At 64.9% G+C, this 19,913-nt stretch carries 25 protein-coding genes and 3 pseudogenes; 15 read left to right on the top strand and 13 right to left on the bottom strand.

Annotated elements, in window-relative coordinates:
- Positions 1-515, top strand: a 515-nt coding sequence (locus tag VGG53_RS17580; protein WP_331519357.1) for a DUF998 domain-containing protein, incomplete at its 5' end; no start/stop codon positions are given.
- Here the strand turns inward: VGG53_RS17580 and VGG53_RS17575 are convergent.
- Positions 469-837 carry an STAS/SEC14 domain-containing protein gene (locus tag VGG53_RS17575; RefSeq protein ID WP_331519356.1) on the bottom strand — a complete coding sequence of 123 codons (369 nt, stop codon included), beginning with the start codon at positions 835-837 and terminating at the stop codon, positions 469-471. The two genes, VGG53_RS17580 and VGG53_RS17575, sit on opposite strands and share 47 nt — an antisense overlap.
- Positions 838-894: 57 nt before the next feature.
- Here VGG53_RS17575 and VGG53_RS17570 point away from each other — a divergent pair, with 57 nt between their 5' ends.
- The gene (locus tag VGG53_RS17570; RefSeq protein ID WP_331519355.1) at positions 895-1,746 is read left to right on the top strand and encodes an NYN domain-containing protein; all 852 of its coding nucleotides are present in this window, start codon (positions 895-897) and stop codon (positions 1,744-1,746) included.
- Positions 1,747-2,155: 409 nt separating this feature from the next.
- On the opposite strand, the gene VGG53_RS17565 is transcribed toward VGG53_RS17570, so the two are convergent.
- Positions 2,156-3,094, bottom strand: a complete 939-nt coding sequence (locus VGG53_RS17565; protein ID WP_331519354.1) for a class I SAM-dependent methyltransferase — start codon at positions 3,092-3,094, stop codon at positions 2,156-2,158.
- A 48-nt stretch (positions 3,095-3,142) separates the two neighbouring features.
- On the opposite strand from VGG53_RS17565, the gene VGG53_RS17560 reads away from it, so the two are divergent.
- Positions 3,143-3,853, top strand: coding sequence for a TVP38/TMEM64 family protein (locus VGG53_RS17560; RefSeq protein ID WP_331519353.1), 711 nt, complete (start codon positions 3,143-3,145; stop codon positions 3,851-3,853).
- 148 nt (positions 3,854-4,001) lie between these two features.
- On the opposite strand, the gene VGG53_RS17555 is transcribed toward VGG53_RS17560, so the two are convergent.
- Both VGG53_RS17555 and VGG53_RS17550 read right to left on the bottom strand, forming a co-directional pair.
- On the bottom strand, positions 4,002-4,400 hold the full coding sequence (locus tag VGG53_RS17555) for a type II toxin-antitoxin system VapC family toxin (protein ID WP_331519352.1): 399 nt from the start codon (positions 4,398-4,400) through the stop codon (positions 4,002-4,004).
- Complete coding sequence (locus VGG53_RS17550; protein WP_331519351.1) at positions 4,390-4,641, bottom strand: type II toxin-antitoxin system VapB family antitoxin; 252 nt, start codon at positions 4,639-4,641, stop codon at positions 4,390-4,392. Before VGG53_RS17550 ends, VGG53_RS17555 begins: the two co-directional genes overlap by 11 nt.
- 96 nt (positions 4,642-4,737) lie before the next feature.
- Here VGG53_RS17550 and VGG53_RS17545 point away from each other — a divergent pair.
- Positions 4,738-4,929 (top strand): annotated as a pseudogene (locus VGG53_RS17545) (hypothetical protein); the annotation flags it as partial.
- Positions 4,930-4,941: 12 nt separating this feature from the next.
- Here VGG53_RS17545 and VGG53_RS17540 read toward each other — a convergent pair.
- Together VGG53_RS17540 and VGG53_RS17535 are read right to left on the bottom strand one after the other, a co-directional pair.
- Positions 4,942-6,441 (bottom strand): serine hydrolase domain-containing protein, encoded by a 1,500-nt coding sequence (locus VGG53_RS17540; RefSeq protein WP_414688991.1) that lies wholly within the window; start codon positions 6,439-6,441, stop codon positions 4,942-4,944.
- A 94-nt stretch (positions 6,442-6,535) separates the two neighbouring features.
- On the bottom strand, positions 6,536-8,215 hold the full coding sequence (locus tag VGG53_RS17535) for a patatin-like phospholipase family protein (protein WP_331519349.1): 1,680 nt from the start codon (positions 8,213-8,215) through the stop codon (positions 6,536-6,538).
- A gap of 85 nt (positions 8,216-8,300) precedes the next feature.
- Between VGG53_RS17535 and VGG53_RS17530 the strand changes: the two genes are divergently transcribed.
- Genes VGG53_RS17530 through VGG53_RS17520 form a run of 3 tightly spaced genes read left to right on the top strand, consistent with a single transcriptional unit; the run spans position 8,301 to position 9,965 of the window.
- Entirely contained in the window at positions 8,301-8,573 is a 273-nt protein-coding gene (locus VGG53_RS17530; RefSeq protein ID WP_331519347.1) for a type II toxin-antitoxin system prevent-host-death family antitoxin, read from the top strand.
- Positions 8,573-8,971 carry a type II toxin-antitoxin system VapC family toxin gene (locus VGG53_RS17525; protein ID WP_331519346.1) on the top strand — a complete coding sequence of 133 codons (399 nt, stop codon included), beginning with the start codon at positions 8,573-8,575 and terminating at the stop codon, positions 8,969-8,971. Before VGG53_RS17530 ends, VGG53_RS17525 begins: the two co-directional genes overlap by 1 nt.
- Positions 8,972-8,984: 13 nt before the next feature.
- Positions 8,985-9,965 (top strand): serine hydrolase domain-containing protein, encoded by a 981-nt coding sequence (locus VGG53_RS17520; protein ID WP_331519345.1) that lies wholly within the window; start codon positions 8,985-8,987, stop codon positions 9,963-9,965.
- On the opposite strand, the gene VGG53_RS24075 is transcribed toward VGG53_RS17520, so the two are convergent.
- Both VGG53_RS24075 and VGG53_RS24070 read right to left on the bottom strand, forming a co-directional pair.
- Positions 9,958-10,827 carry an N-acetylmuramic acid 6-phosphate etherase gene (locus VGG53_RS24075; protein ID WP_414688992.1) on the bottom strand — a complete coding sequence of 290 codons (870 nt, stop codon included), beginning with the start codon at positions 10,825-10,827 and terminating at the stop codon, positions 9,958-9,960. The two genes, VGG53_RS17520 and VGG53_RS24075, sit on opposite strands and share 8 nt — an antisense overlap.
- Positions 10,828-10,941: 114 nt before the next feature.
- A pseudogene (locus tag VGG53_RS24070) lies at positions 10,942-11,661 on the bottom strand (BadF/BadG/BcrA/BcrD ATPase family protein); the annotation flags it as partial.
- A gap of 258 nt (positions 11,662-11,919) precedes the next feature.
- On the opposite strand from VGG53_RS24070, the gene VGG53_RS24065 reads away from it, so the two are divergent.
- Together VGG53_RS24065 and VGG53_RS17510 are read left to right on the top strand one after the other, a co-directional pair.
- The gene (locus tag VGG53_RS24065; RefSeq protein WP_414688990.1) at positions 11,920-12,150 is read left to right on the top strand and encodes a FitA-like ribbon-helix-helix domain-containing protein; all 231 of its coding nucleotides are present in this window, start codon (positions 11,920-11,922) and stop codon (positions 12,148-12,150) included.
- Complete coding sequence (locus VGG53_RS17510; protein ID WP_331519343.1) at positions 12,056-12,547, top strand: type II toxin-antitoxin system VapC family toxin; 492 nt, start codon at positions 12,056-12,058, stop codon at positions 12,545-12,547. Before VGG53_RS24065 ends, VGG53_RS17510 begins: the two co-directional genes overlap by 95 nt.
- A gap of 6 nt (positions 12,548-12,553) precedes the next feature.
- Here VGG53_RS17510 and VGG53_RS17505 read toward each other — a convergent pair whose 3' ends face one another.
- From VGG53_RS17505 to VGG53_RS17490, 4 genes and pseudogenes are all read right to left on the bottom strand, one after another.
- Positions 12,554-13,606 (bottom strand): NlpC/P60 family protein, encoded by a 1,053-nt coding sequence (locus tag VGG53_RS17505; RefSeq protein WP_331519342.1) that lies wholly within the window; start codon positions 13,604-13,606, stop codon positions 12,554-12,556.
- Positions 13,607-13,632: 26 nt separating this feature from the next.
- Positions 13,633-13,929, bottom strand: coding sequence for a hypothetical protein (locus VGG53_RS17500; protein ID WP_414688989.1), 297 nt, complete (start codon positions 13,927-13,929; stop codon positions 13,633-13,635).
- Positions 13,930-13,999: 70 nt separating this feature from the next.
- On the bottom strand, positions 14,000-14,971 hold the full coding sequence (locus VGG53_RS17495; protein ID WP_331519340.1) for an alpha/beta hydrolase: 972 nt from the start codon (positions 14,969-14,971) through the stop codon (positions 14,000-14,002).
- 115 nt (positions 14,972-15,086) lie between these two features.
- Positions 15,087-15,261: pseudogene (locus VGG53_RS17490) on the bottom strand (SAM-dependent methyltransferase); the annotation flags it as partial.
- A gap of 77 nt (positions 15,262-15,338) precedes the next feature.
- Between VGG53_RS17490 and VGG53_RS17485 the strand changes: the two are divergent.
- From VGG53_RS17485 to VGG53_RS17465, 5 genes are all read left to right on the top strand, one after another.
- On the top strand, positions 15,339-15,638 hold the full coding sequence (locus VGG53_RS17485; RefSeq protein ID WP_331519339.1) for a hypothetical protein: 300 nt from the start codon (positions 15,339-15,341) through the stop codon (positions 15,636-15,638).
- A gap of 140 nt (positions 15,639-15,778) precedes the next feature.
- On the top strand, positions 15,779-16,684 hold the full coding sequence (locus VGG53_RS17480) for a hypothetical protein (RefSeq protein WP_414688988.1): 906 nt from the start codon (positions 15,779-15,781) through the stop codon (positions 16,682-16,684).
- Positions 16,685-17,022: 338 nt separating this feature from the next.
- Positions 17,023-17,283: a hypothetical protein gene (locus VGG53_RS17475; RefSeq protein WP_331519337.1), complete on the top strand. Its 261-nt coding sequence runs from the start codon at positions 17,023-17,025 to the stop codon at positions 17,281-17,283.
- Between the two features lie 108 nt (positions 17,284-17,391).
- Positions 17,392-17,817, top strand: coding sequence for a TA system antitoxin ParD family protein (locus tag VGG53_RS17470; protein ID WP_331519336.1), 426 nt, complete (start codon positions 17,392-17,394; stop codon positions 17,815-17,817).
- Positions 17,814-18,392, top strand: coding sequence for a zeta toxin family protein (locus VGG53_RS17465; RefSeq protein WP_331519335.1), 579 nt, complete (start codon positions 17,814-17,816; stop codon positions 18,390-18,392). Before VGG53_RS17470 ends, VGG53_RS17465 begins: the two co-directional genes overlap by 4 nt.
- 38 nt (positions 18,393-18,430) lie before the next feature.
- Here the strand turns inward: VGG53_RS17465 and VGG53_RS17460 are convergent, their stop codons facing one another.
- Positions 18,431-18,904: a hypothetical protein gene (locus VGG53_RS17460; protein ID WP_331519334.1), complete on the bottom strand. Its 474-nt coding sequence runs from the start codon at positions 18,902-18,904 to the stop codon at positions 18,431-18,433.
- A gap of 43 nt (positions 18,905-18,947) precedes the next feature.
- Here VGG53_RS17460 and VGG53_RS17455 point away from each other — a divergent pair.
- Positions 18,948-19,913: hypothetical protein (locus VGG53_RS17455; protein ID WP_331519333.1), on the top strand; the 966-nt coding region annotated here is incomplete at its 3' end.

Here is a 19,913-nt window from a genome sequence, read left to right as displayed (position 1 = left end):
TTGCCGCGGCCTCGTTTCCGCCCTCGTACAGCTATGTTCGAGACTTCATCAGTGACCTGGGCGTCCCGTCGCACTCTCCGCTGGCGTGGTTGATGAACACCGGGTTCTGCGTGCAGGGCATGCTGTTTCTGGTTGGCGCCGTTGCCATTCGGAAGCGTTCGTTAACTGCGTTAACCGCGGTGAATTTGTTCGGAAATTTAACGATCGCGTTCTTCCACAGCGGATCCGCGACGCACGCCGTCGGCGCAGTGCTCGCGATCATCGGCGGAAACGCGGCAATCCTTGCGGGGTCGTCAATCATCGGCGGATGGCATCGCGCGGTGTCGGTCGGTTTGGGCGTGCTCGGACTGCTGAGCTTTGCGCTGTTCGCCGCCGAATTGCAATCCGGCACAGGGCATCTCGGCCTGCTAGAGCGATGCAGCGTCTACCCGATCACCGCGTGGCAATTGCTCACTGCAGCTTGGCTATTCAGCCGGCGGCCCACTTCTTGGCCTGGTCGAGCTCGTCGAGCTTGAAGGTCTTGAGCTCGCCGGGGATCATCCACGCCATGGCGTGGACCGTGTGGATGACCCACGACTTGTCGGAGACGATGGCGATGCGCTTGAAGTGCGCGTGATGCGGCCAGACGGTGCTCAGGCCCAGCTTGAGATCCTCGAACAATCCGCCGGGCCCGAAGCCTTCGTAGTCGTTGGCGATGACCTCGACGATCCTGATCTCGTCGGTTGTCAGCATGTCCTCGATGGAGGGCCTGGCCTCACGTAGCTCGTCGCCGGCCAGCCTGCCCGATACACGAACGCCAGTCACTCCCTCGGGCATATCCGGCAGTAGTTCGATCATGACATCCACTATCCGCAAATCCGGCTCGCGAGGCCACCGATGGTCAAGACTGGACCGATGACAGATGCCGACGCCGACCGTGTCGCGGTGTACCTCGACTTCGACAACATCGTGATCTCGCGGTACGACCAGGTCAACGGCCGCAGCTCGTTCCAGAAGGACAAGGCCAAGGGCCTGAAGGAGGACCGGCTTACCAAGGCCACCGTCGACGTTGGTGCCATCATCGACTTCGCCTCGTCGTTCGGCACGCTGGTACTCACCCGCGCCTATGCCGACTGGTCGTCGGAGGTCAACACCGGCTACCGCGAGCAATTAGTCGGTCGCGCAGTCGATTTGGTGCAATTGTTTCCCGCCGCGGCCTACGGCAAGAACGGTGCCGACATTCGGCTGGCCGTGGACGCGGTCGAGGACATGTTCCGTTTGCCGGACCTGACCCATGTGGTGATCGTGGCCGGCGACTCCGACTACATCGCGCTGGCACAGCGCTGCAAGCGGCTCGGGCGTTACGTGGTGGGTGTCGGGGTCGCGGGGTCGTCGAGCAGGGCACTGGCGTCGGCCTGCGACGATTTCGTCATCTACGATGCGCTGCCCGGGGTCCCGGTGCCCGAGCCGGCGCCCAAAACGCGGGGCACCAAGCCCGCTGATAACGAGCCGCCGGCACCCGATCCGCAGATCGCTGCTACGGCGTTGTTGACCCGCGCGCTGCGCATCGGCACGGAGAAGGACGACGTCGACTGGCTGCACAACTCCGCGGTCAAGTCGCAAATGAAGCGGATGGACCCGTCCTTTAGCGAAAAGTCCTTGGGATTCAAGTCTTTCAGCGACTTCCTGCGATCCCGGACAGACGTCGTCGAGCTCGACGAGAGTTCGACGACGCGGATGGTGCGACTGCGCGGCAGCGATGTATAGCTGAATCCGGTTTGGTCGCGATGACCCTTTAAACTCCCAGGTCGCGGGCGTAGCATGTAAACATCATGTAAAAATTCACGCCCAGAGAGGAGCAATCTGCTATGAGCATGAAACTCCTGGCCGAGGCGGCCGCGATCGCTACCGGAGTCGGGCTGTCAGTATTGACGTCCGGCGCAGGGCTTGTTCACGCCGACCCGTCGAATCCATCCCCACCGTGCTTATTCAATTGCCCAACGGGTCCCGGCGGACCGGGCAGCAGCCCGCAGGACAATTCACTTCGCCCGGGCTACCCGGGGATCCGGGTCCCGGGCAGCCCAGCAGTCATCGTTGCCCCGGTTGGGGGAGGCCCCAAGTCCGGCGGACGGTCAATCCAGCAGCCCGGCGTTACCGCCGCAACGCCCGCGGGCGACTAAATCCGCTGCCCGGACACGAACAAATAAGGCGGGATGTTGTCTTGGATCTCCCGCGGGGGTTTGCGACCGTACCCGGTCATCAGCTCGTCCGACGGCGTCTCCGTCACCTGCCAGCCGTGCCGACGCCACCAGTCGCCGACGTCTTCGCGTTCCTCGAAGTACCACAGCTCGTCGAATTGCGGGATCTCGCGCTGCGGGTCGGCCCTGGCCATCAACGTTCGGACCCGGTCCATGCGCTCACGCCGCTGCGCGGCGGCCGCCGGGTCGGCGAAGTTGGGTGACAACGCCTCGATGCCGACCCGGCTGCCGGTGACGGTCAGCCCCTGGACGCGGTCGAATAGCAACTCCTGGGCCGTCGCCGGCAGATACATCAACAGTCCTTCGGCTGACCATGCGCTCGGCGCCGACGTATCAAACCCGGCCTGCCGCAATGCGTTCGGCCAGTCGTGGCGCAGGTCGACCGGGACGCCGACCCGATGGCAGGTCGGGTCGGCACCGTGCTCGTGCAGCGTCGAGGCCTTGAAGTCCAACACTCGGGGCTGGTCGAGCTCGTAGACCGTGACCCCGTCGGGCCACGGCAACCGCCAGGACCGCGCGTCCAGGCCGGCGGCCAGGATCACCACCTGATGGATGTCCGCGTTGGTGGCGTCGAGGAAGAAGGTGTCGAAAAACAAAGTCCGCGAAGCGAAATAGCTGACCATCGACTGCTGCCGCAGTGGAAGTGCGGGTTCGGCTTCGACGACCTCGGCGGGCAGCTCAGGAGCCGCGAACCAGTTCCACTCACCGTCGCCGACGGTGTCGAGGAAGACCCGCGCGAACGGATCGCTGATCAGCGGATTGTCGCTCTCGGTTTCGGCCGCGCGCGCCGCCGCCACACCGAGCGCCGTCGCCCCGACACTCTCGGTGATCTCCCAGCTGTCGTCATCGGTTCTCACACCATGTGACCCTACGTGAGCCGGTCATACGGAAGTATCACGGTCACCATGACCTCCGCGCCCCCCTCGCCACGGCGGCACATCGTGCGTCTCGCGGTGTTCGCCGCGTTTTTGGTGGTGCTGTTCTATCTGCTGGCCGTAAAGCACGTGGTCGAGATCGAAGACGTGCGGCGCACGGTCAAGGCGACGGGGCCTGCGGCGCCGCTGACCTACATCGTGGTGTCGGCCGTCCTCGGCGCGATCTTCGTGCCGGGCCCGATCCTGGCCGCCAGCAGCGGGCTGCTCTTCGGGCCGGTGCTGGGCGTCTTCGTGACGCTGGGTGCGACGGTGGGGACCGCGGTCGTCGCGAACTTGGTCGGCCGTCGCGCCGGCCGGGACAGCGCGCGAGCTCTGCTGGGTGCTTCACGTGCCGACCGTCTTGACGCGCTGATTCAACGACGGGGGCTATGGGCGGTGGTCGGCCAGCGCTTCATTCCCGGGTTGTCCGATGCGCTGGCGTCCTATGCGTTCGGGGCGTTCGGCGTTCCGTTGTGGCAGATGGCTGTTGGCGCATTCATCGGCTCGGTGCCGCGGGCATTTGTCTACACCGCGCTGGGCGCTTCGATCGGGAATCGGTCACCGGTGTTGGCGTACGCGGCGATCGCGGTGTGGTGTGTGACGGCTGTAGTCGGCGCTTTCGCTGCGCGGCAGGGCTTTCGGAAGTGGCGTGGGCACGGCAGCAGTGCGCCGGATTCCGAACGCGAAGCCGAGGCGCGCTGATGGCACGTCAGCCTTTGGTCACCTCTGTCCCACCAGTCACGCTGCCGAACCACTATGCGAAATGCCCGCCTAGTAGCGACTTTTCAACGGCAAGCGTGCCTCGACGCACCCCACTGCCAGTTGGCAGCACCGGCATGTCGACTGCGACTCATGCCTGCAGCGCGGATTCGACGCCCGTATGCCCAAAGTCGTCGCCTTTCCAGAGCAGCGGCTCCCGGAGGTCGAGCGCCAACGCGTACGAGAGGCAATCGCCGAAGTTCAAACCCGCCGGGTGTCCGCCACCTTTGCCGAAATCTGCGTAGGCCTGGCGGGCCAGGCGGGCCTGGTGCTCGGTCACCGGCTCGACTATGAACCTGGCTTCCTGGATGAGTTCGTCCAGACCTCTGCTAATGATCGGGTCACGCTGGAAGTCCAGAACAATCCCGCATTCGAGGTAGCTGGCCGAAGACAGTCTTCGTGCGTTGGCAGCGGCGATGGCCCGGGCGTAAACCGCGGCGTCCTCCTCTTCCTTCAGGATCGCGATGATTGCCGACGTGTCAACGATCACGCGGCAGCCCTCGCTCGTCATAGAGCTGAGCAGCGTGGTCCAGCCGCTTGGTGTCTGGGCTCATCCGGCTCGCTGTCTTATGACCGATGGCCAGGAGCCGGGTCGCGAGATCGTCCCTCTGCAATCTGGCCAGGCGCTCATTCACCGCAGTCGCCACAGCCTGGGTCTGGGACTCACCCGTGATTTTCGCGATCTGCTTGACCGCCTGATGGACCGACGCATCTTTGATGTTCAATGCCACAGAGGTACCTTTCTACCGCTATATTGGTACCAGCGTACATTTGCAGCCTGATCACCGGTCAAGCAGATTCCGCGTGGACTGCACGCACCACGTCGCATCCGCGACTACGAGAGCAAATGGCGCGATGAGCCCACTCCCGCGCTCGACGGCCACACGCCGCGGCAGGCCGCCGACGACCCCACCCGACGCGGCGACCCGATCAAACTGCTCGACAGCTTCCCCGCCGGTGCCGCCGCGCTCGGCGGCATGGACGCCGAGCGGCTGCGCGTCGCGCTCGGCCTGCGGTAGTGGCGCCGGCGGTTAGAGACGCAAGGCCTGGGCTGCCGCCGTAGCCACATCGCCTCGCAGCCTCGAGATCGGTGGACTGCCTCGCACCAGGATGGAGTTCGTCAGCAGAATCACATAGGTATCTGAGGCTGGGTCCAACCACACCGAGGTACCGGTAAACCCGGTGGCGCCAAAGCTGCCGATGGGAAAGATCAAACCTCGCGGCTTGGAAAAGTCCGTATCGATATCCCAGCCAAAACCGAACAGCCGCTGGCCCTCGATCGCCGGATAGTTGGGAGCCAGCAGCGGATCTTCTGTGTTTGGTGTCTTCGCGATGGCTTCTCGGGCAGCATCATTGGCTGCTTCGACTTGTTGAGGCGTGTGTCCGGGCTGCTGGGGGGTCGTCATCAACTCCAGAGTCGCTTGCTTGAGCGGAAACTTGCTGGGGCGGTCCGCAAGCCGATCGAGCAGGGCCTGCACATAGATGCTGACATCGTGCGCCGTCGAGAACACACCGGCGTCCCCGCTTACTCCCCCCATCCGGCGCGCCGTCGGGTCATGCACGGTGCCTCGAAGCAGGTAACCAAAATCGGGATTCTTGCTCGGATCGGCTCTGCTTTCCTCGTCGATCGCCGTTGGTGCGACGCGCGGCAACAGACTGGTGCTCCAGGTACCGGCAGGACAGGCGACCAGCTCGCGTCCTCTTGGCGCGGGAGCCCAGGCAATCGCAGCTCCTCTGATCGTGTGTGGGCCACATGCTTTGGTTGGAGGAAGGTAGCGGGTTTCTTGCATGCCAAGCGGCGCAAAGACATTCCGCTGAACGTAATCATCTTCGGCGTCGCCGGTGAGCTCTTCGATCAGCGCGCCAAGCAGGATGTAGTTGATGTCGGAGTAGCGGAAAACCTCACCGGGACCCGACTGCAGCGGCGTGGTGAGCGCACGATGGACGCCTTCTGTTTTGTCGGCTCCGGCCAGGCCCCACGGGTCCCCGAGACTGACGTCTATCCCTTCACCTGACGTCTGGGTAAGCAGCATGCGAACGGTCACTTGTGCACGCTGTGGATCGTTCGAAGTATTGAAGTCAGGCAAATACGTCTGCACGGGTTGGTCGAAGGCAACCTTGCCTTGTTCGTAAAGCTGCATCACGGCAGTCGCCGTGGCCAGAGGCTTCGTCAGCGACGCGATGTCGAAGATCGTGTCTTCGGTCATCGGCTCCGCAGGCGTGGGCGATCCGTCCAGCCCCGGTTCGCCGGCAAGCGTGCGTGAGCCATAAGCCTGGTGGAAGGCGATCCTGCCACTATGCCCGATCACAACCACACCGCCTGGCAGCTTCTCGGCCGCGATCGCATCGTTCATCAGCTCGGAGATCGTGGCGAATTCGGTTGTAGGAGCTGTACTTTCGGCTGCCGGAGCTGCGCTCGGCTGCCTACCGCGTGCTGCCGTGTGCGCCGCATACCTGGCCGAGGACGCCGCAACGAGGGCAATCACGGCAATTCCGACAGCAATGGCCAGAAGTCGTGGACCGGTCCGCATCGAGCTTACTTTCGCTGATCAGTGCCTGCTGAGCTCCGAAACTCGGGGCTGAGAACCAATATAGATGCCAGGCGGACCACCAGATATGAAGACATCACGTCAGGCGGTCTCGCCACCGGGCCAAGCGACTCGTCGGCACCTGAATCGCCGCCATGACCGCGCTCATCGGCGATGCCACCGACTTCGGCGGCGTCTTGGGCTTGGCGGCCGGGGGCCCATCCCCTTCCCACCACGTCGGCTCCAGCAGCGCCGTCGTGAGCGGGACCGCCCTATCGACGCTGTTGCGTCCCCACCTGCTCGCCCGATCGATGGCCGCGACCGACGGCGCCAAGTTGGCCGGCGACAGCGTCGGGCCGAATCGGACGAGCTGATCGGCGTAGGGCAGGTTGCGAACCATCTGCAACGCGACCGCCTGAGTGATCGGCGCCAACCACAGGTGCCGCGGATCCCATTGCGGGTGAAAGCAATCGAAGGCCAGGTAACACGCATTGCGGGTGCCCAGCCTGCCGTCACGGACGCGCTTCCACGCCAATTCGATCGGTACGTTGCTTGCCGTCCCGCCGTCGACGAGGGCCGCGATGTCCTTCTCTTCGAATAGGTCGTCCAGAATCGGTATCATCCTCGGGTCGCTCGTCTCATGGTGCAGCACACCAGGAATGGCCGCCGAGAACGACGCCGCATCGACAACGTCGAAGTCGCGGGCCGGGTCGTCGTCGCCGATAATGATCGGTTTGACCACCCGCAGGTCGATGAAGGCGGCCACCTGCCACATCCGAGCGCCGACCACCGGACCGATGCCGATCGGGCGAAACGGAACCGACTGCAGCTTCAGTGCCGCCAATGCCGGGCGGCGGAACCGCGACGGCAGCGCCGTGTACGGTTGCTTGCGCACTCCGGCGACCACGATGTCGAACGGAATTGCCAAGTCCGACATACGCATTCGTTGGCCGTCTTCGCGGCTGAGCATGGCGTTGGCGAACTTGTCGAAGCGCAGCGCGAACATGCCGGCCAGCCCGTGGCGGCGGCGCAACCGTTCGGGTCCCAGGATGGCGCGGAAGGACACCGTGTTGGCCCAGGCGATGTACTCCTCGATCGGTACCGGCAGGGCACGGCTGACCAGGCTGCCCAGGATCGACCCGATCGATGCGCCGATCATGTAGTCGGGCAGCTGGCCGGCTTCCAGCAGGCGCTGCATGCCGCCGATGTAGACGAAACCCGCGCCACCTCCGCCACCGAGGATGGTGACGAGCTTCTTGTAGCCGACCTCGGAGTCCAATTCCGCTGCGGAGAAATCGTTTCCGTGCCGCTCGATGAGCACTTGTCGTTGGTCGTCCTGGTCGGCGGCCAGACCTGCCAGCGTCTCTCGGGCGGCTTTCAGCGCGGTGATCGGATCCGGCTCCTCGCGCAGCGGTCCGTAGAGCGCGTCGGCCACTCGGGAGCGCCAGGGCGCGATTTCGGCGCCGACCGAGACGTCTCCGCGCCCGCGGGTTCCTCCCGGGCCCGCCGCACCCGGTTCGAAGTCGGCGAGCCTGGCGAAGTTGAGGATGTAGCGCAGCTTGCGCAGCTCCTCGGCGCTCAGCACATCCGGCTCGGCGAGCTGATGCCGGATCAGACGGTTCTCCATCCTCTGCAAGAGCAGGGCCGGCTCGGCCGACAGCAGATCGTCGGCGTCGACGGATTCGAGCGCCTCGTCCTCGATCTCCTCGACGACTTCGAGGCCGGCATCGCGGCGGCTCAGCCGGCTGAGCACCGCGTCGGCGAACGGGATCTGCATGAGAATCAGTCTCGTCGCAGTGCAGATCGAGCCGCAAACGCGCTCGTAACCCCATGTACTACGAATACGTAGTACACTTGCCGCCGTGTCTGAGGTACCGGTGCGCGAGCTGAACCAGAACACGGCGGGAGTGCTCGCACGGGTTAAACGCGGCGAGCAGATCGACATCACCGAGCGCGGAGTCGTGGTGGCCCGCCTGGTTCCGTCCCAAGGAAATCCCCTAGCCGAAATGATCAGCGCCGGAAGGCTTCGTCCTGCCAGCCTGAGCGGACCTGCGCCACGTCCATCCGGACCAGTCAAGACCCACCATGAGGCCGGCCAAGTGCTACGCGAGCTGCGCGACAGCGAGCGCTACTGATGCTGTACCTCGATACGTCTGCCCTCATGAAACTGATACGACGTGAACCCGAAAGCGAGTCCCTCGCTAACTGGCTTGACACGCAGACACCGGCGCCGTGGGTGTCATCAAGGCTGATCGAGGTGGAACTCCCTCGGGCCGTGCGCCGGGTCGATCCCCTGCGTCTCGCCTCCGTGCCCGCGATCGCGGCTCGGGTAGCGCTCTACGAAATCGACCAGGTGGTCCGGGCCGCCGCCGCGGCGTATCCCGATCCCGCACTGCGGTCATCAGATGCGATCCATCTCGCGACCGGGGATGCGGTGTTCGGCACTTTGTTGACCGCGTTTGTCAGCTACGACGAACGGCTCCTCGCCGCTGCGGCGGGAGTCGGCCTTCCGACCGCTGCTCCGGGTCGCTGAGAGTCGCGGCGTGATGACGCCGAAAGTCGATGCGTTGATGCGCAACTACGCCGGCGACGTGCCGGGCGCGTCCGTGCTGGTGGTGCGTGACGGTCAGCCGATCGTGCGCGCAAGCTACGGTCTCACGGACCTGGAAGCGGGCACGCCCGCCACGCCTGCGACGAACTACCGGCTCGGATCGGTCACCAAGCAGTTCACTGCCGCGAGCATCCTGCTGTTGGCCGAGGACGGTCGGCTCAATCTCGATGACCGCGGCCATGATTGGCTGCCCTCGCTGTCGAAGGTCACCGAGACGGTCACGATTCGCCACCTGCTCACCCACACATCGGGGCTTGTCGACTACGAAGAGGTGATACCGGAAACCCTTGCCGCACAGTTGCACGACGCCGATGTCCTGCGGCTGCTGAAAACACAAGATCGCAGCTACTTTCGCCCAGGTACCGGCTATCGGTACAGCAACAGCGGCTATGCATTGCTGGCACTGATCGTGCAGCGGGCGTCGCGAAAGACCTTCGCAACGTTCCTGCGGGAACACATCTTCGAGCCGCTCGCCATGTTCAATACCGTCGCCTACCAGGAAGGTATCTCGACGGTGAACCATCGCGCGTTCGGCTACACGCAAGAGGCGGGCCGCTGGCACTGCACCGACCAAGACCACACCAGCGCGGTGCTCGGCGACGGCGGAATCTATTCGTCGATCGACGATCTCGCGAAATGGGATGCCGCGCTGTACGATTCGCGCCTGCTGCAGCCGAGCTCATTACGGGCAGCGTTCACACCCGCGACGCACACCGACGATCCCGAGGTCGAGTACGGCTACGGCTGGCGCATCACCGGGGAGACGTTGTGGCATTCCGGCGAGACGGTGGGCTTCCGCAATGTGATTGTGCGCTACCCGAAGCGGCACATGACGGTGGTCGTGCTGACCAACCGCAACGAGCCCGAGCCGTACCAGCTCGCGCTGGAAATCGCCGAGACGGTTATCGCTACTTGATCGCATCCCTCACGCGTCCGCGCGCCCGGTCGAGGCGGACGGCGGCCTCGGCCGCGTCGACGCCCGCGAGCAGCGCGACGATCGCGGTCTTGGCGTGACCACCCGCGGCGGCGAGCGCGGCGGCCGCGGCCTTTTCGTCGACGCCGGCCGCGTCGCGGACGATGCGGACCGCGCGGCGGCGCAGCTTCGCGCTGGTCGGGCGCACGTCGACCATCCGCGGTCCATAGGCCTTGCCGAGCGCGATCATCACGCTCGTCGACAGCGCGTTGAGCACGACCTTCTGCGCCGTTCCCGCAGTCAACCGGGTGGAGCCGGCGAGAACCTCAGGGCCCGTGAGCAATTCGATCACCAGTTCGGCAGACGCCTCGCTGCCCGGGTTGTTGACGATCGCGACGGTCAGCGCGCCCGCCGCGCGCGCGTGCTCGAGCGCCCCGAGCACGTACGGCGTGCGGCCCGACGCCGTAATCCCGACCAGCGCATCGGCGGCGGTCAGGCCGGCGAGATCAGCGGGGTCGAACGCGTCTTCGGCTCCCTCGATCGCCTCGGTCAGCGCCACCGGCCCGCCGGCAATCACGCCGCGCACGAGGTCGGTTCCGAACGTGGGCCCGCACTCGGCCGCGTCGAGCACGCCGAGTCGACCAGGTGTTCCGGCGCCGGCGTAGATAAGGTGACCGCCGTGTTCGAGCCGAGCGACGATCGCCTCGGCCGCCGCCGCGATCCGCGGGACCGCCGCCGCCACCGCGCCGTGCGCTTCGCCCTCGGCCGCGACGAGCAGCGCGACGACCTCGCCGATCGCCCACGCGTCGAGGTCGTACAGGTCTGGGCGCACGCCCTCGGTGGCGAGCGCGTCGAGTCCTTGCACGGCAAGGGCTTTGGGGGCCGCCTGCACGCGGATCACGTGCGGCTGGTGGATCGTCCCCAGCCGCAATGCGCCGTCGAGCGCGTCGCCGGCGGCCGGGACGAGGTCGAGCTGCTCGCGTAGCACCTCAAATGCCGCTAGGCCCCCGACCATCGCCACCGGGCCATTCCCGACCGCCCGGGCGGTCGCGGCGAGCGCCTCGGCGGCGGCGTGCACGATCGCCAGCGCCGCGGCGTCGCCCTGCGCAGCGAGGACGTCGGGCGCGAAGGACGCTAACGCGGCGGCACCGGTGAGCCGGGCGGGCCAGGTCTCCGGCGCGCCGAAGCGGGCGCGGGCGGCGTCGAGCAGCACGGTGGACGGACCGCGGCCGTCGTGGGCGCGCAGCGCCGCGCGCAGCCCGGCGGCACCGATCCACGCGCCGCCGCCCTCGTCGCCCAGCCACGGGCCCCAGCCGTCGGCGGTGCATAACGCGCCGTTCGTATCGATCGCGAGCGCCACGGCGCCGGTGCCCGCGATCAGCACGACGCCCGGCTGGCCGTTCAGCGCGCCGGCGTGCGCGATCACTGCGTCGCTGGTCACCGCGACGCGTTGGACCCGCAGCGAGGCCAGCAGCGCATCGCCCAGCGCGCGTGCCGCGTCCGGCGCCGCCAGCGCCCCGGCGGCGCCCACGATCACCTCGTCGACCGGGCCGAGCTCGCGCGCGACCGTCAGGATCGCCACCTCCGCGGCCCGCACGCCGCCAGGAGCGGCCAGCCCTGGAGCGCCAGCGCGCTCGGCCCGGCGGCCGGCTGCTGCGGCCCGGCACCACGTCTTGCCGAGGTCGACGGCGAGGATCATCGGAGCCATCCTCCCATGAGGGCTAACGGCCGAAATCACATCCGCCACACGGACCTCTCGGAGAGGGGCATGATTTTTGCCCACCGCATGGCGAAAGCTTGCGGCTGTTGCGTCGGCGATATGCAGTTGTCGCTACGAGGCGCGCATATCGCCATACCGCTAACTTCCTGTGACGTAAGGGATTCCCAGTCAGGCAGTGCAACTTGGGCGGGTTACCCAGCGCTTGTATTATGGCGCTAGCAGCGCCATAATGGCGCCATGCCCAGTGTTCAGATCAAAGACGTCCCTGAAGACACCCACCGAGTCCTGCGCGAGCGAGCGGCGCGCGCGCATCAGTCCCTACAGGAATACCTTCGAAGCCGTCTGATCGCCGAGGCGGATCAGCCCACTCTGGATGAGGTTCTCGACCGCATCGGTGGACGCCATGGTGGGCGCCTATCTTTCAAGACTGCTGTCGATCACGTTCGGGCAGAACGTGATCGTCGTTGATGCGAGCGTATTGGCCGTAGCGCTGGGCGATGATGGAACAGACGGCGAGCACGCGAGGGAACGTTTAGCAGGCGAGACGTTGGGCGCGCCCGAACTCGCCGACCTTGAGGTGGTCTCTGTGTGGCGCCGCCACGTTGCAGCAAAACTGATGCCCGCCCGAAGGGCCGCAAGTGCGTTAGCCGATCTGGTGAATTTGCCGCTGCGTCGGTCCTCACACCAGCCACTCCTGCAGCGCATATGGGAACTGAGGCATGTCGTCGCGCCCTACGATGCCGCCTACATTGCGCTGGCCGAGGTTCTGGATGCCGTGCTGGTCACCGCTGATGCGCGTCTCTCACGCGCGTCGGGCTTCAACTGCGAGATCGAGGTCATCAATGGGGGCCGCCGCGGCGGTTAACGACCCCTATCGCCGCGGTTGGTCGAGGTAGCGGCGCGCACCCCAATAGTCTGCGTCCAGTCGAACCGGGGTGATGCGCACGGGTTCCGTCTTGTCGAATGCCTCGACCATTTCGCCGTTTCCGGAATACATAGCCACGTGGTGGATCGCGTCGGGATCGGCGGGGTCGCTGCCGCCGTGCGAGTAGAAGACCAGATCGCCGGGTTGCAACGCGGATTTGTCGACGGGCCGGCCCCGACTATCGGCGGCTTGCGGGCCGGCATCGCGCGGCAGGGTGATGCCGTGCACCTGGTAGATGGCGGCGGTGAAACCGGAGCAATCGATTCCGAACCCCGAAACGCCGCCCCACACGTAGGGGATGTTGACGAACATGGCGGCGTACCGGACCAGATCAGCTCCGGTGGGATGCGGTATGTCCGCGGGCTTTGCGTAGACCGCCACCGTTCGGGCATCCAGCCACTTCGGCCCGCGATCGGGGGTGGCCACCTGAACTGCCTTATCGGTGCGGTTCAGGACGGGAAGCCGGGTGTTGGTACTGATCTCGAGGTCGCGATCGGAGAGTCCGGATTCGTGGTACAGCCAGGCGGTTATGCCGCGATCGGCCAGCGCGAAGGGACCGTACTCCTTCAGTGCGCCGTAGCCCGCGTCGATTGTCAACTGGGCCTTGGGAATCCAGCCGGGATAGCCCTGAGAGTTCTTCGGTGTGGACTGATCGGGGACCACTACCTCATCCCAGTCGCCCTGTTCCCCAAGCACAACCACGCGGTCGCCAAAGAGGACCTGCGTTTGGTCGAGATTGTCCGAGGTGAGCGCTTCCTGCTGATCCAGCGTCATAGCGGACAGCCAGCCGCGAATATCGACCGGATTTGTCAGAGCGGGATGGTCGACTGGACGCGGGCTCTGTGGGGTGGTCCACACCGTGGCCACCGAAACGGTCACATAAGCGCTGCGCACCACCGGCGACGCGGAGAGGACGGCAGGGTCAGCGGTTACGGATACTGCCGCCAGCCCGATGGACAAGACACCGGCAAGCACTGTTCGGGTCGCGGCGCCGGTCATGTGCGTCGACGTTATCGGAGCCGATACTACTGGTGTAGCTCGGCGTAGTCGATGCTCTGGTTAACTTCGTCGATCGCTAGCCGAACCATCTCGATCGCCTGTTCACGGTGGCCACCCGAATCGAAGGGGTCGGCGATCTGCAACTCAGACAGGCTCTGGTTCAGGTGGTCTCTCGCATTGACCATGTGTGGCTGGATGGCGTACGCCGCCCCTGCACCGACGATGCTGAAGCCGGCTGCCGTGATCAGGCCGGCAACCGCCAGTCGGAATTTAGAGATCTGCACGATGGTCCCCTTCGTCATGGATAAGGCAGGCTCCATCAATCTTCGCAGTTTGTGTCAGCGGAGTCACACACCGACCTTGCGACACCGCGCGGACCGCAGACGAGGCGCGTTAGCTGCTGCGCAACTCCGGGAGATCACAGGTTCCCGGCCCGCCCGAGAGCTTCGCGCGCATGTGCGCGAGCACTTCGTCGGTCATGGCGAAGCCGCCCAGGTGGCTCTCGGAGCGCACGGTGAGTTCGGCGTCTTGCAGGCGCGCGACGGCCGTGTGTACGCCGTCGATCGGAACGACGTGGTCGGTCTCGCCGTGCCACCACCGCACCGGCACCTTCACGTCAACAAGCCGAAAACCCCAGTCGCGCCCCAAAAGTCGAGCATCATCGACCATAGCCAGGCAGCGCCCCCGGAAGGCATTGACCATGTCGTCGACGAAGATCGCCTCGACCTCCGGATCGGCCAGAACCCGTCGATCGGCCTCGGGCCACATGCGGGTGTAGGCGCGATAAGCGTAGTGCGCGAAGGGAATTAACGGTGCCAGCAAGATGGTCGCGATCACTGCCAGCGGCCGTCGCAACTGCGTGAGCACCGGGCCCCACCGCCGGGCAACGTCGGTAACGCCGGCGCGGGTGGCCTCGGGGCCTACCGCCGGGACGGTGCCGTCGATAACGGCGACGGCGGCCACCCGATCGACCAGTGGAGGTAGCGCGCCGCAGGCCAGTGCGTAGGGTGCGCCGCCGGACATGCCCACGACGCCGAGCTGCTCGGCATCGAGCGCATCGGCCACCTGTGCCACGTCGGCCACCCAATCGCTCACCGAGGAATAGCGATGAGAATCGGAGAGCCCGGTTCCCGGTCGCTCGATGACGATCACCCGCAGGCCGAGTCGTTCGGCGGCACGTCGGCCCTTCGCCAGGAATTGGCGCCGCGCGCCGAGTGTGCCGTGGAACCACAACACCACCGGGCCCGTGGGATCACCGAATTCTGCGTAGCCAAGCCGGCGACCGTCGGCGAGGTGGAATTGACCCTCCGCCCGCGGCTTTTCGACACGCGGGACTCCGGGCGGATGCCGCAGTGGGTTGTCCATCGCGTTTCAGGGTAGGCGACCAATTGGCCCGCGATTGACTACCAGATGAGCAGTTACCCGCAGTGTTGGGCAGAAGTTCCCGAGTGATTCATCGCGGCTTTGTCGCGGTGACAAGTCAAGTCGAAGTCCACGGGCCGCCGTACCACATTCGCCATCCGACGCTGCGACGTTGAACCTGCTGCCAACCCTGCTCTCGTAGATGGTCGGCGTGCTTGGTTTCCCACAGGTCGGCCGATGGCAAGGCGGCCGCCGGGTTTGAGAACGCGCATCGCTTCGTCGAGGGCGTGCCTTGGTCTATGAACCCACATTAGGTAGCGCACCTCACGGTGACTGGTTACGGGTGCGGCATGTGCCTAAACTTCGGCCCGTGGGACACGAATTACGCGTCGACACCGCTGGTGTGCACGCCATGGCGACGCGCTGGGATGCCGCAGTTGGCGCCCTCCACGAGGTTGTAGCACCGACCGGACTCGGATTGTCGTGCCAGACCAGCGCCGCCGCGGTCGATGCCGCCCATGTCGACGTCGCGGCCTTCACCGCCGCGCTGGCCGCGCGGGTGGGTGATCGCGCAACGGGCGTCACGCTGGCCGATACGAGCTATATCGCCCAAGAAGCCGCTTCCACAACGGCGCTGGCCGCAATATTCCAGCCGACGATCCGCATGTAGCGATGGCAGCAGTCACAGGGACTCCTGGCCTGTCGGCCCTGCTGGCGTGGCCCACTGATCACCTCACCGAGGCAGCCAGTCACTGGGAAAATGTGGGCGAACGCAGCTATGGAGTGGCCCACGGAGTGTGGAGCGACGCGTTGACGGTCGACTGGGACGGCGAGGCCGCCCATGCGCTGCGGACCGACACCCACGCCGACCTGATGACCACCAGCGCGGTCGTCGATCAGCTCCAGGAAGCCGCGACCGTCGCGCGCAGCGGAGCGTCAGAACTGGAGGCAGCGCGCTCCCAAGTTCGTTACGCCGTGGAAGATGCCCGCTCGGCGGGATTCGTAGTGGGCGAAGATCTTTCGGTCACTGACCGGATGACCGGTGGATCAGCCGCACAGCGGGCCGCTCGCCAGGCCGCCGCTGAGACGCATGCCGCGAATATCAGTGGCCGGGCAGCGCAGTTGATCGGCGTCGATGCCCAGGTTGCAGGCCGAGTTACTGCGGCCGTGGCCGGCGTTGGCAACACTTTCCCGCCCGCGCCGCCGTCCAACGGTCAGATCCGCCCCGTCGACAATCACACGTTCAAGCAAGATCCTGAGTTGCCGGTCAAGCCCGAGGACATGACCGAAGCCGAAGCACGAGCCGCGTGGACAAAAGTCAATGACGACATCAATGCCTGGAACGCTCGATGCGGAAAAACTTTCATCTTGCCGACACAGCAGGGGGCCTATGACTCCTGCATTGCCGACAAGCAGCCTCTGCTTGATAGGCAGGCCTTGATCAGGTCCCGCCTGCACGACCTCAAGGTGCCCATAGAAGGCGAAGAATCCGCTCAGCATCCTGAAGCAGGTGAGCCACCGTTCCCACCGCCTCCACAGATCAACGGTTACACGGGCCACGGGCAAGAGCAGATTGAGGATCGAGACGGGCACGGCGTTAACGACAGTGCCCTGCAGGACGCCGTGCGGCATCCGCTCTCACCGCCGAGCTATCAGATCAACGGGCAAGGCACGGGCGCTATAAATATGAGGGCAAAGATGCGACGGTGGTTCTGAATAAAGATGGGCAAGTTATTACTGCCTGGCCGAACAACCGTAACGGTTGGAGACATTGATGAAAAGCGCACTCGACGCGTTGCCGCCTGATTCATCCGCGATAATCGCTGATGAACTAGCCAGCGCGGACCCTAATCTGCTTGCCCAGCTTCGCAGCACGCACGAACCCACCAACGAGCAGCGTCAGGCTGTCAACGAACTGCTTGCGAGAGCCGTGGTCAGAAGCATGGGAGATGATTGGGTCCCCAATGCCCACGGGTTAGCGGTCGAACGGGCTGTGAAAAGGTTCCTCGAAGTGTGGCCGATATACAGATGAATGTCGCCCGGCTGTCAACTCTATGAGCAATGTTCTCGACGCCGTACCGGACGAAGCTCGCCTGTTGATCATCGACGAGCTCGAGCGTCGAAATCCCGCTCTGCTGTTGGAGCTTAAAACGTCGGCGAAACCCACCAATGCTCAAAGCGATGGCGTCGTGTTGGGCGTACTCGCCCCCGCATTGCAGGAAACGTTCGGGCCTGACTACGCGCCGAGTAAATATGGCCTAGCAATTGAACGCGCAATTGACGCCTATCTCGAAGCTTGGCCGATTTACCGGTGATCCGCCAAGGGGCAGCAGGCCTCGGCCGAAATGCCCGGTGGTTGGGGCGCCGGCCGCGGATGTTGCAGCCTGCTACGCTTGTAGCATACTGCTACACCTGGAGGCCCCATGACGAGTACTGCTGATCGCGTGACGCGCGTGGCCGCCGACCTTATGGACAGTGCGGCCGCCGAGGGTGCGCGCCAGAGCCGCTCGGCCAAACAACAACTCGACCATTGGGCGCGAGTGGGACGCGCGATATCGAGTCAGCAGACGGCGGCTCGGCGTCGAGTTGAAGCTGCGCTGGCCGGCGAGCTGGAATTGCGTGAACTCAGCGTCGAAGAGGGCGCAGTGTTCAATGCCGAGATCGCTACGGCCATTCAGGAGAATCTGGCGGAATCGAACTATGGCAAGACGCTTGCTGAGCGCGGCATTACCACCGTGGCTCTCGATGAGAACGGTGACATCGTTGAGCACCGTCCTGACGGGTCTTCGGTCACGCTCAACGCGAAACAACCGCGCCGCAAGAAGGCGAACGCCACGCGCGCCCGATGAGGCGGCTCGATCTCGTCGTTGGACCCAACGGAGCGGGCAAGTCGACGTTTGTCGAACTCACGCTGGCGCCGCTGTTACCGGGCAGCGCCTTCGTCAACGCGGACGAGATCGCTAAGCAACGCTGGCCGGATGATCAGGCCTACCACTCATATGAGGCTGCGCGGGTGGCGGCAGCGACGAGGGCCAAGCTCATCGAGCTGGGCGCATCGTTCATCGCCGAGACCGTGTTCTCCCATCCGTCAAAGCTCGAACTGGTCGATGCCGCCCACGCAGCGGACTACGCGATCGTCCTGCATGTCCTGCTGATCCCCGAGGATTTGGCCGTCGAGCGGGTCCGTCACCGAGTCAGCTCTGGCGGACACGATGTGCCCGAGGACAAGATTCGCGAACGCTACCAACGCCTTTGGGGACTCGTCGCCGCCGCGATCACCCGTTGCGCCTCGGTGACCGTGTACGACAATAGCGCCGTGGAAGGCCCGCGCATCGTGACTCAATTGAACGGCGGCTTCGTCATCGGCTCACCAACCTGGCCTGCGTGGACACCTGACGCCTTAAAGTCAGCCTGCAAGCCGTAGCGCTGTCGGTGCCCACTCCTACCCTGAAGCGCATGGGATTAGAGAATGCGGCTACGTGCCTGGACTGCGCGGATCAATTCACCGTCAGCCACGGTGGCGGTTTCACGTTCCACCAGTTGCGTTGCGTCCTGTGCGGATGCGCTAAAGATATTGGCTTCGATGAGCTCGGTGATCTGCACTTGCGCTATCTGAAAGGCAGTGGGACACCGTACACGGTTGCCTTCGCCAGCGAGCACGAGTACGTCCGGGAGCATCTCGATATCGAGCCGATTTCGTCCGAGGAGTACTACGCCGGCGTCGAAGCCGCGGCCACTTGCGATTGTGGCGGCGCCCTGAGTTTCGATGCCCCGGCCCGCTGCCCCAAATGCGGATCGCTCCGGATCGAAGAAGGCGCCGCGTTCATCCAGTACGACTAAGTCGGCTTTATGCATGGCCGATAGATCGGCGAACGGGCTCACCAATGTCCGTGGTGGACAAGAAGCAATGCCAATCTGGTTGGTGGGCAGGGTCATCGAAATGCACGATACGACTTACCGTCGTGGCATCATTCGTTCCGTGGCAACAGCTGAGTGGTTCGAGAAGATCACCGGCTTCCGTGAGCGAGACTACGCAAGCACGCAGGAACGGCTCGTTGTCGAGGGTGACCAGTTGGTTTCGACCGCTAACAACAAGCGCTACGGCATAGGCAGCCTGAGTTTGGCGCCACTGAGCGACCGCCGCGAACGCGTCAGCATTACCCCTTGCGACCGCACGACCGTCCGCTGCATCGCAGCTGATGTGGGTGAACTCCACGCGCGGCCAGAATTCGACGGTGCGCTGTTCCAAGTTGCCTCGCAGTTCAACCTGTTGGAGATGACCGGGCCGGATGTGACGCCAGAAGATGGAGTAGCGCGTTACGCCTACGACCACACTCAAGGCCCGACGTGCGCGATCGCCGCCGGCGCCGCCACCATCTATCGCAATTACTGCGTTCCCGTTGACGACCAGCTGGGTCAGACCCGCGAGAATCAATTGGACGGGTTAGCTCTGATCGGCGATGCATTGGCAACCGAGATAGGCCGGCCCGTGGCCGAGCTGTGGATCATGCGCAATGGCTACGCGTTGTGCACGCAGTCCGGGTTGCAAGCGATCGACGACTTGATCGCAACAAGTGACGACGCATTGCGCGACGGCCTGCGTGGCAAGCTTGCGATCGGATTGCACCGCGACGTCGAGGTCACTGGAGCCGGTGAGCGTCAGGGCCGACGGGTTTCGCAGGCATTTTGCTCCGCGCTACCTGTGGCCTACGGCAGTGTTCCGCAATCCTATTGGGAGACATTCGCCCGACTGATTCTGGAAGCCGCCTACGAGGCAACCATGCTGGCGGCGGTCGAGCAGGCAGCAGCAGGCGGGTCGCGCACCGTGCTGTTGACCCGATTAGGTGGTGGCGTCTTCGGTAACGCCGACGCCTGGATCGACGACGCGATCGTCCGGTCGTTGCAGATTGTCGAGTACGCCGGCCTGGACGTTCGACTGGTCAGC

The organism is Mycobacterium sp. (assembly GCF_036490025.1).
Lineage (GTDB): Bacteria > Actinomycetota > Actinomycetes > Mycobacteriales > Mycobacteriaceae > Mycobacterium.
Note: the sequence above shows the minus strand (reverse complement) of the source record. Positions and strands in the feature narration are given on the sequence as shown.

Excerpts from the sequence above, each read along its gene's own strand:
- VGG53_RS17575 (WP_331519356.1), bottom strand. The coding sequence starts at position 837 with ATGATCGAACTACTGCCGGATATGCCCGAGGGAGTGACTGGCGTTCGT.
- VGG53_RS17570 (WP_331519355.1), top strand. The coding sequence starts at position 895 with ATGACAGATGCCGACGCCGACCGTGTCGCGGTGTACCTCGACTTCGAC.
- VGG53_RS17560 (WP_331519353.1), top strand. The coding sequence starts at position 3,143 with ATGACCTCCGCGCCCCCCTCGCCACGGCGGCACATCGTGCGTCTCGCG.
- VGG53_RS17540 (WP_414688991.1), bottom strand. The coding sequence starts at position 6,441 with ATGCGGACCGGTCCACGACTTCTGGCCATTGCTGTCGGAATTGCCGTG.
- VGG53_RS17535 (WP_331519349.1), bottom strand. The coding sequence starts at position 8,215 with ATGCAGATCCCGTTCGCCGACGCGGTGCTCAGCCGGCTGAGCCGCCGC.
- VGG53_RS17525 (WP_331519346.1), top strand. The coding sequence starts at position 8,573 with ATGCTGTACCTCGATACGTCTGCCCTCATGAAACTGATACGACGTGAA.
- VGG53_RS17520 (WP_331519345.1), top strand. The coding sequence starts at position 8,985 with ATGACGCCGAAAGTCGATGCGTTGATGCGCAACTACGCCGGCGACGTG.
- VGG53_RS24065 (WP_414688990.1), top strand. The coding sequence starts at position 11,920 with ATGCCCAGTGTTCAGATCAAAGACGTCCCTGAAGACACCCACCGAGTC.
- VGG53_RS17510 (WP_331519343.1), top strand. The coding sequence starts at position 12,056 with ATGAGGTTCTCGACCGCATCGGTGGACGCCATGGTGGGCGCCTATCTT.
- VGG53_RS17505 (WP_331519342.1), bottom strand. The coding sequence starts at position 13,606 with ATGACCGGCGCCGCGACCCGAACAGTGCTTGCCGGTGTCTTGTCCATC.
- VGG53_RS17495 (WP_331519340.1), bottom strand. The coding sequence starts at position 14,971 with ATGGACAACCCACTGCGGCATCCGCCCGGAGTCCCGCGTGTCGAAAAG.
- VGG53_RS17475 (WP_331519337.1), top strand. The coding sequence starts at position 17,023 with ATGAGCAATGTTCTCGACGCCGTACCGGACGAAGCTCGCCTGTTGATC.
- VGG53_RS17470 (WP_331519336.1), top strand. The coding sequence starts at position 17,392 with ATGACGAGTACTGCTGATCGCGTGACGCGCGTGGCCGCCGACCTTATG.
- VGG53_RS17465 (WP_331519335.1), top strand. The coding sequence starts at position 17,814 with ATGAGGCGGCTCGATCTCGTCGTTGGACCCAACGGAGCGGGCAAGTCG.
- VGG53_RS17460 (WP_331519334.1), bottom strand. The coding sequence starts at position 18,904 with ATGACCCTGCCCACCAACCAGATTGGCATTGCTTCTTGTCCACCACGG.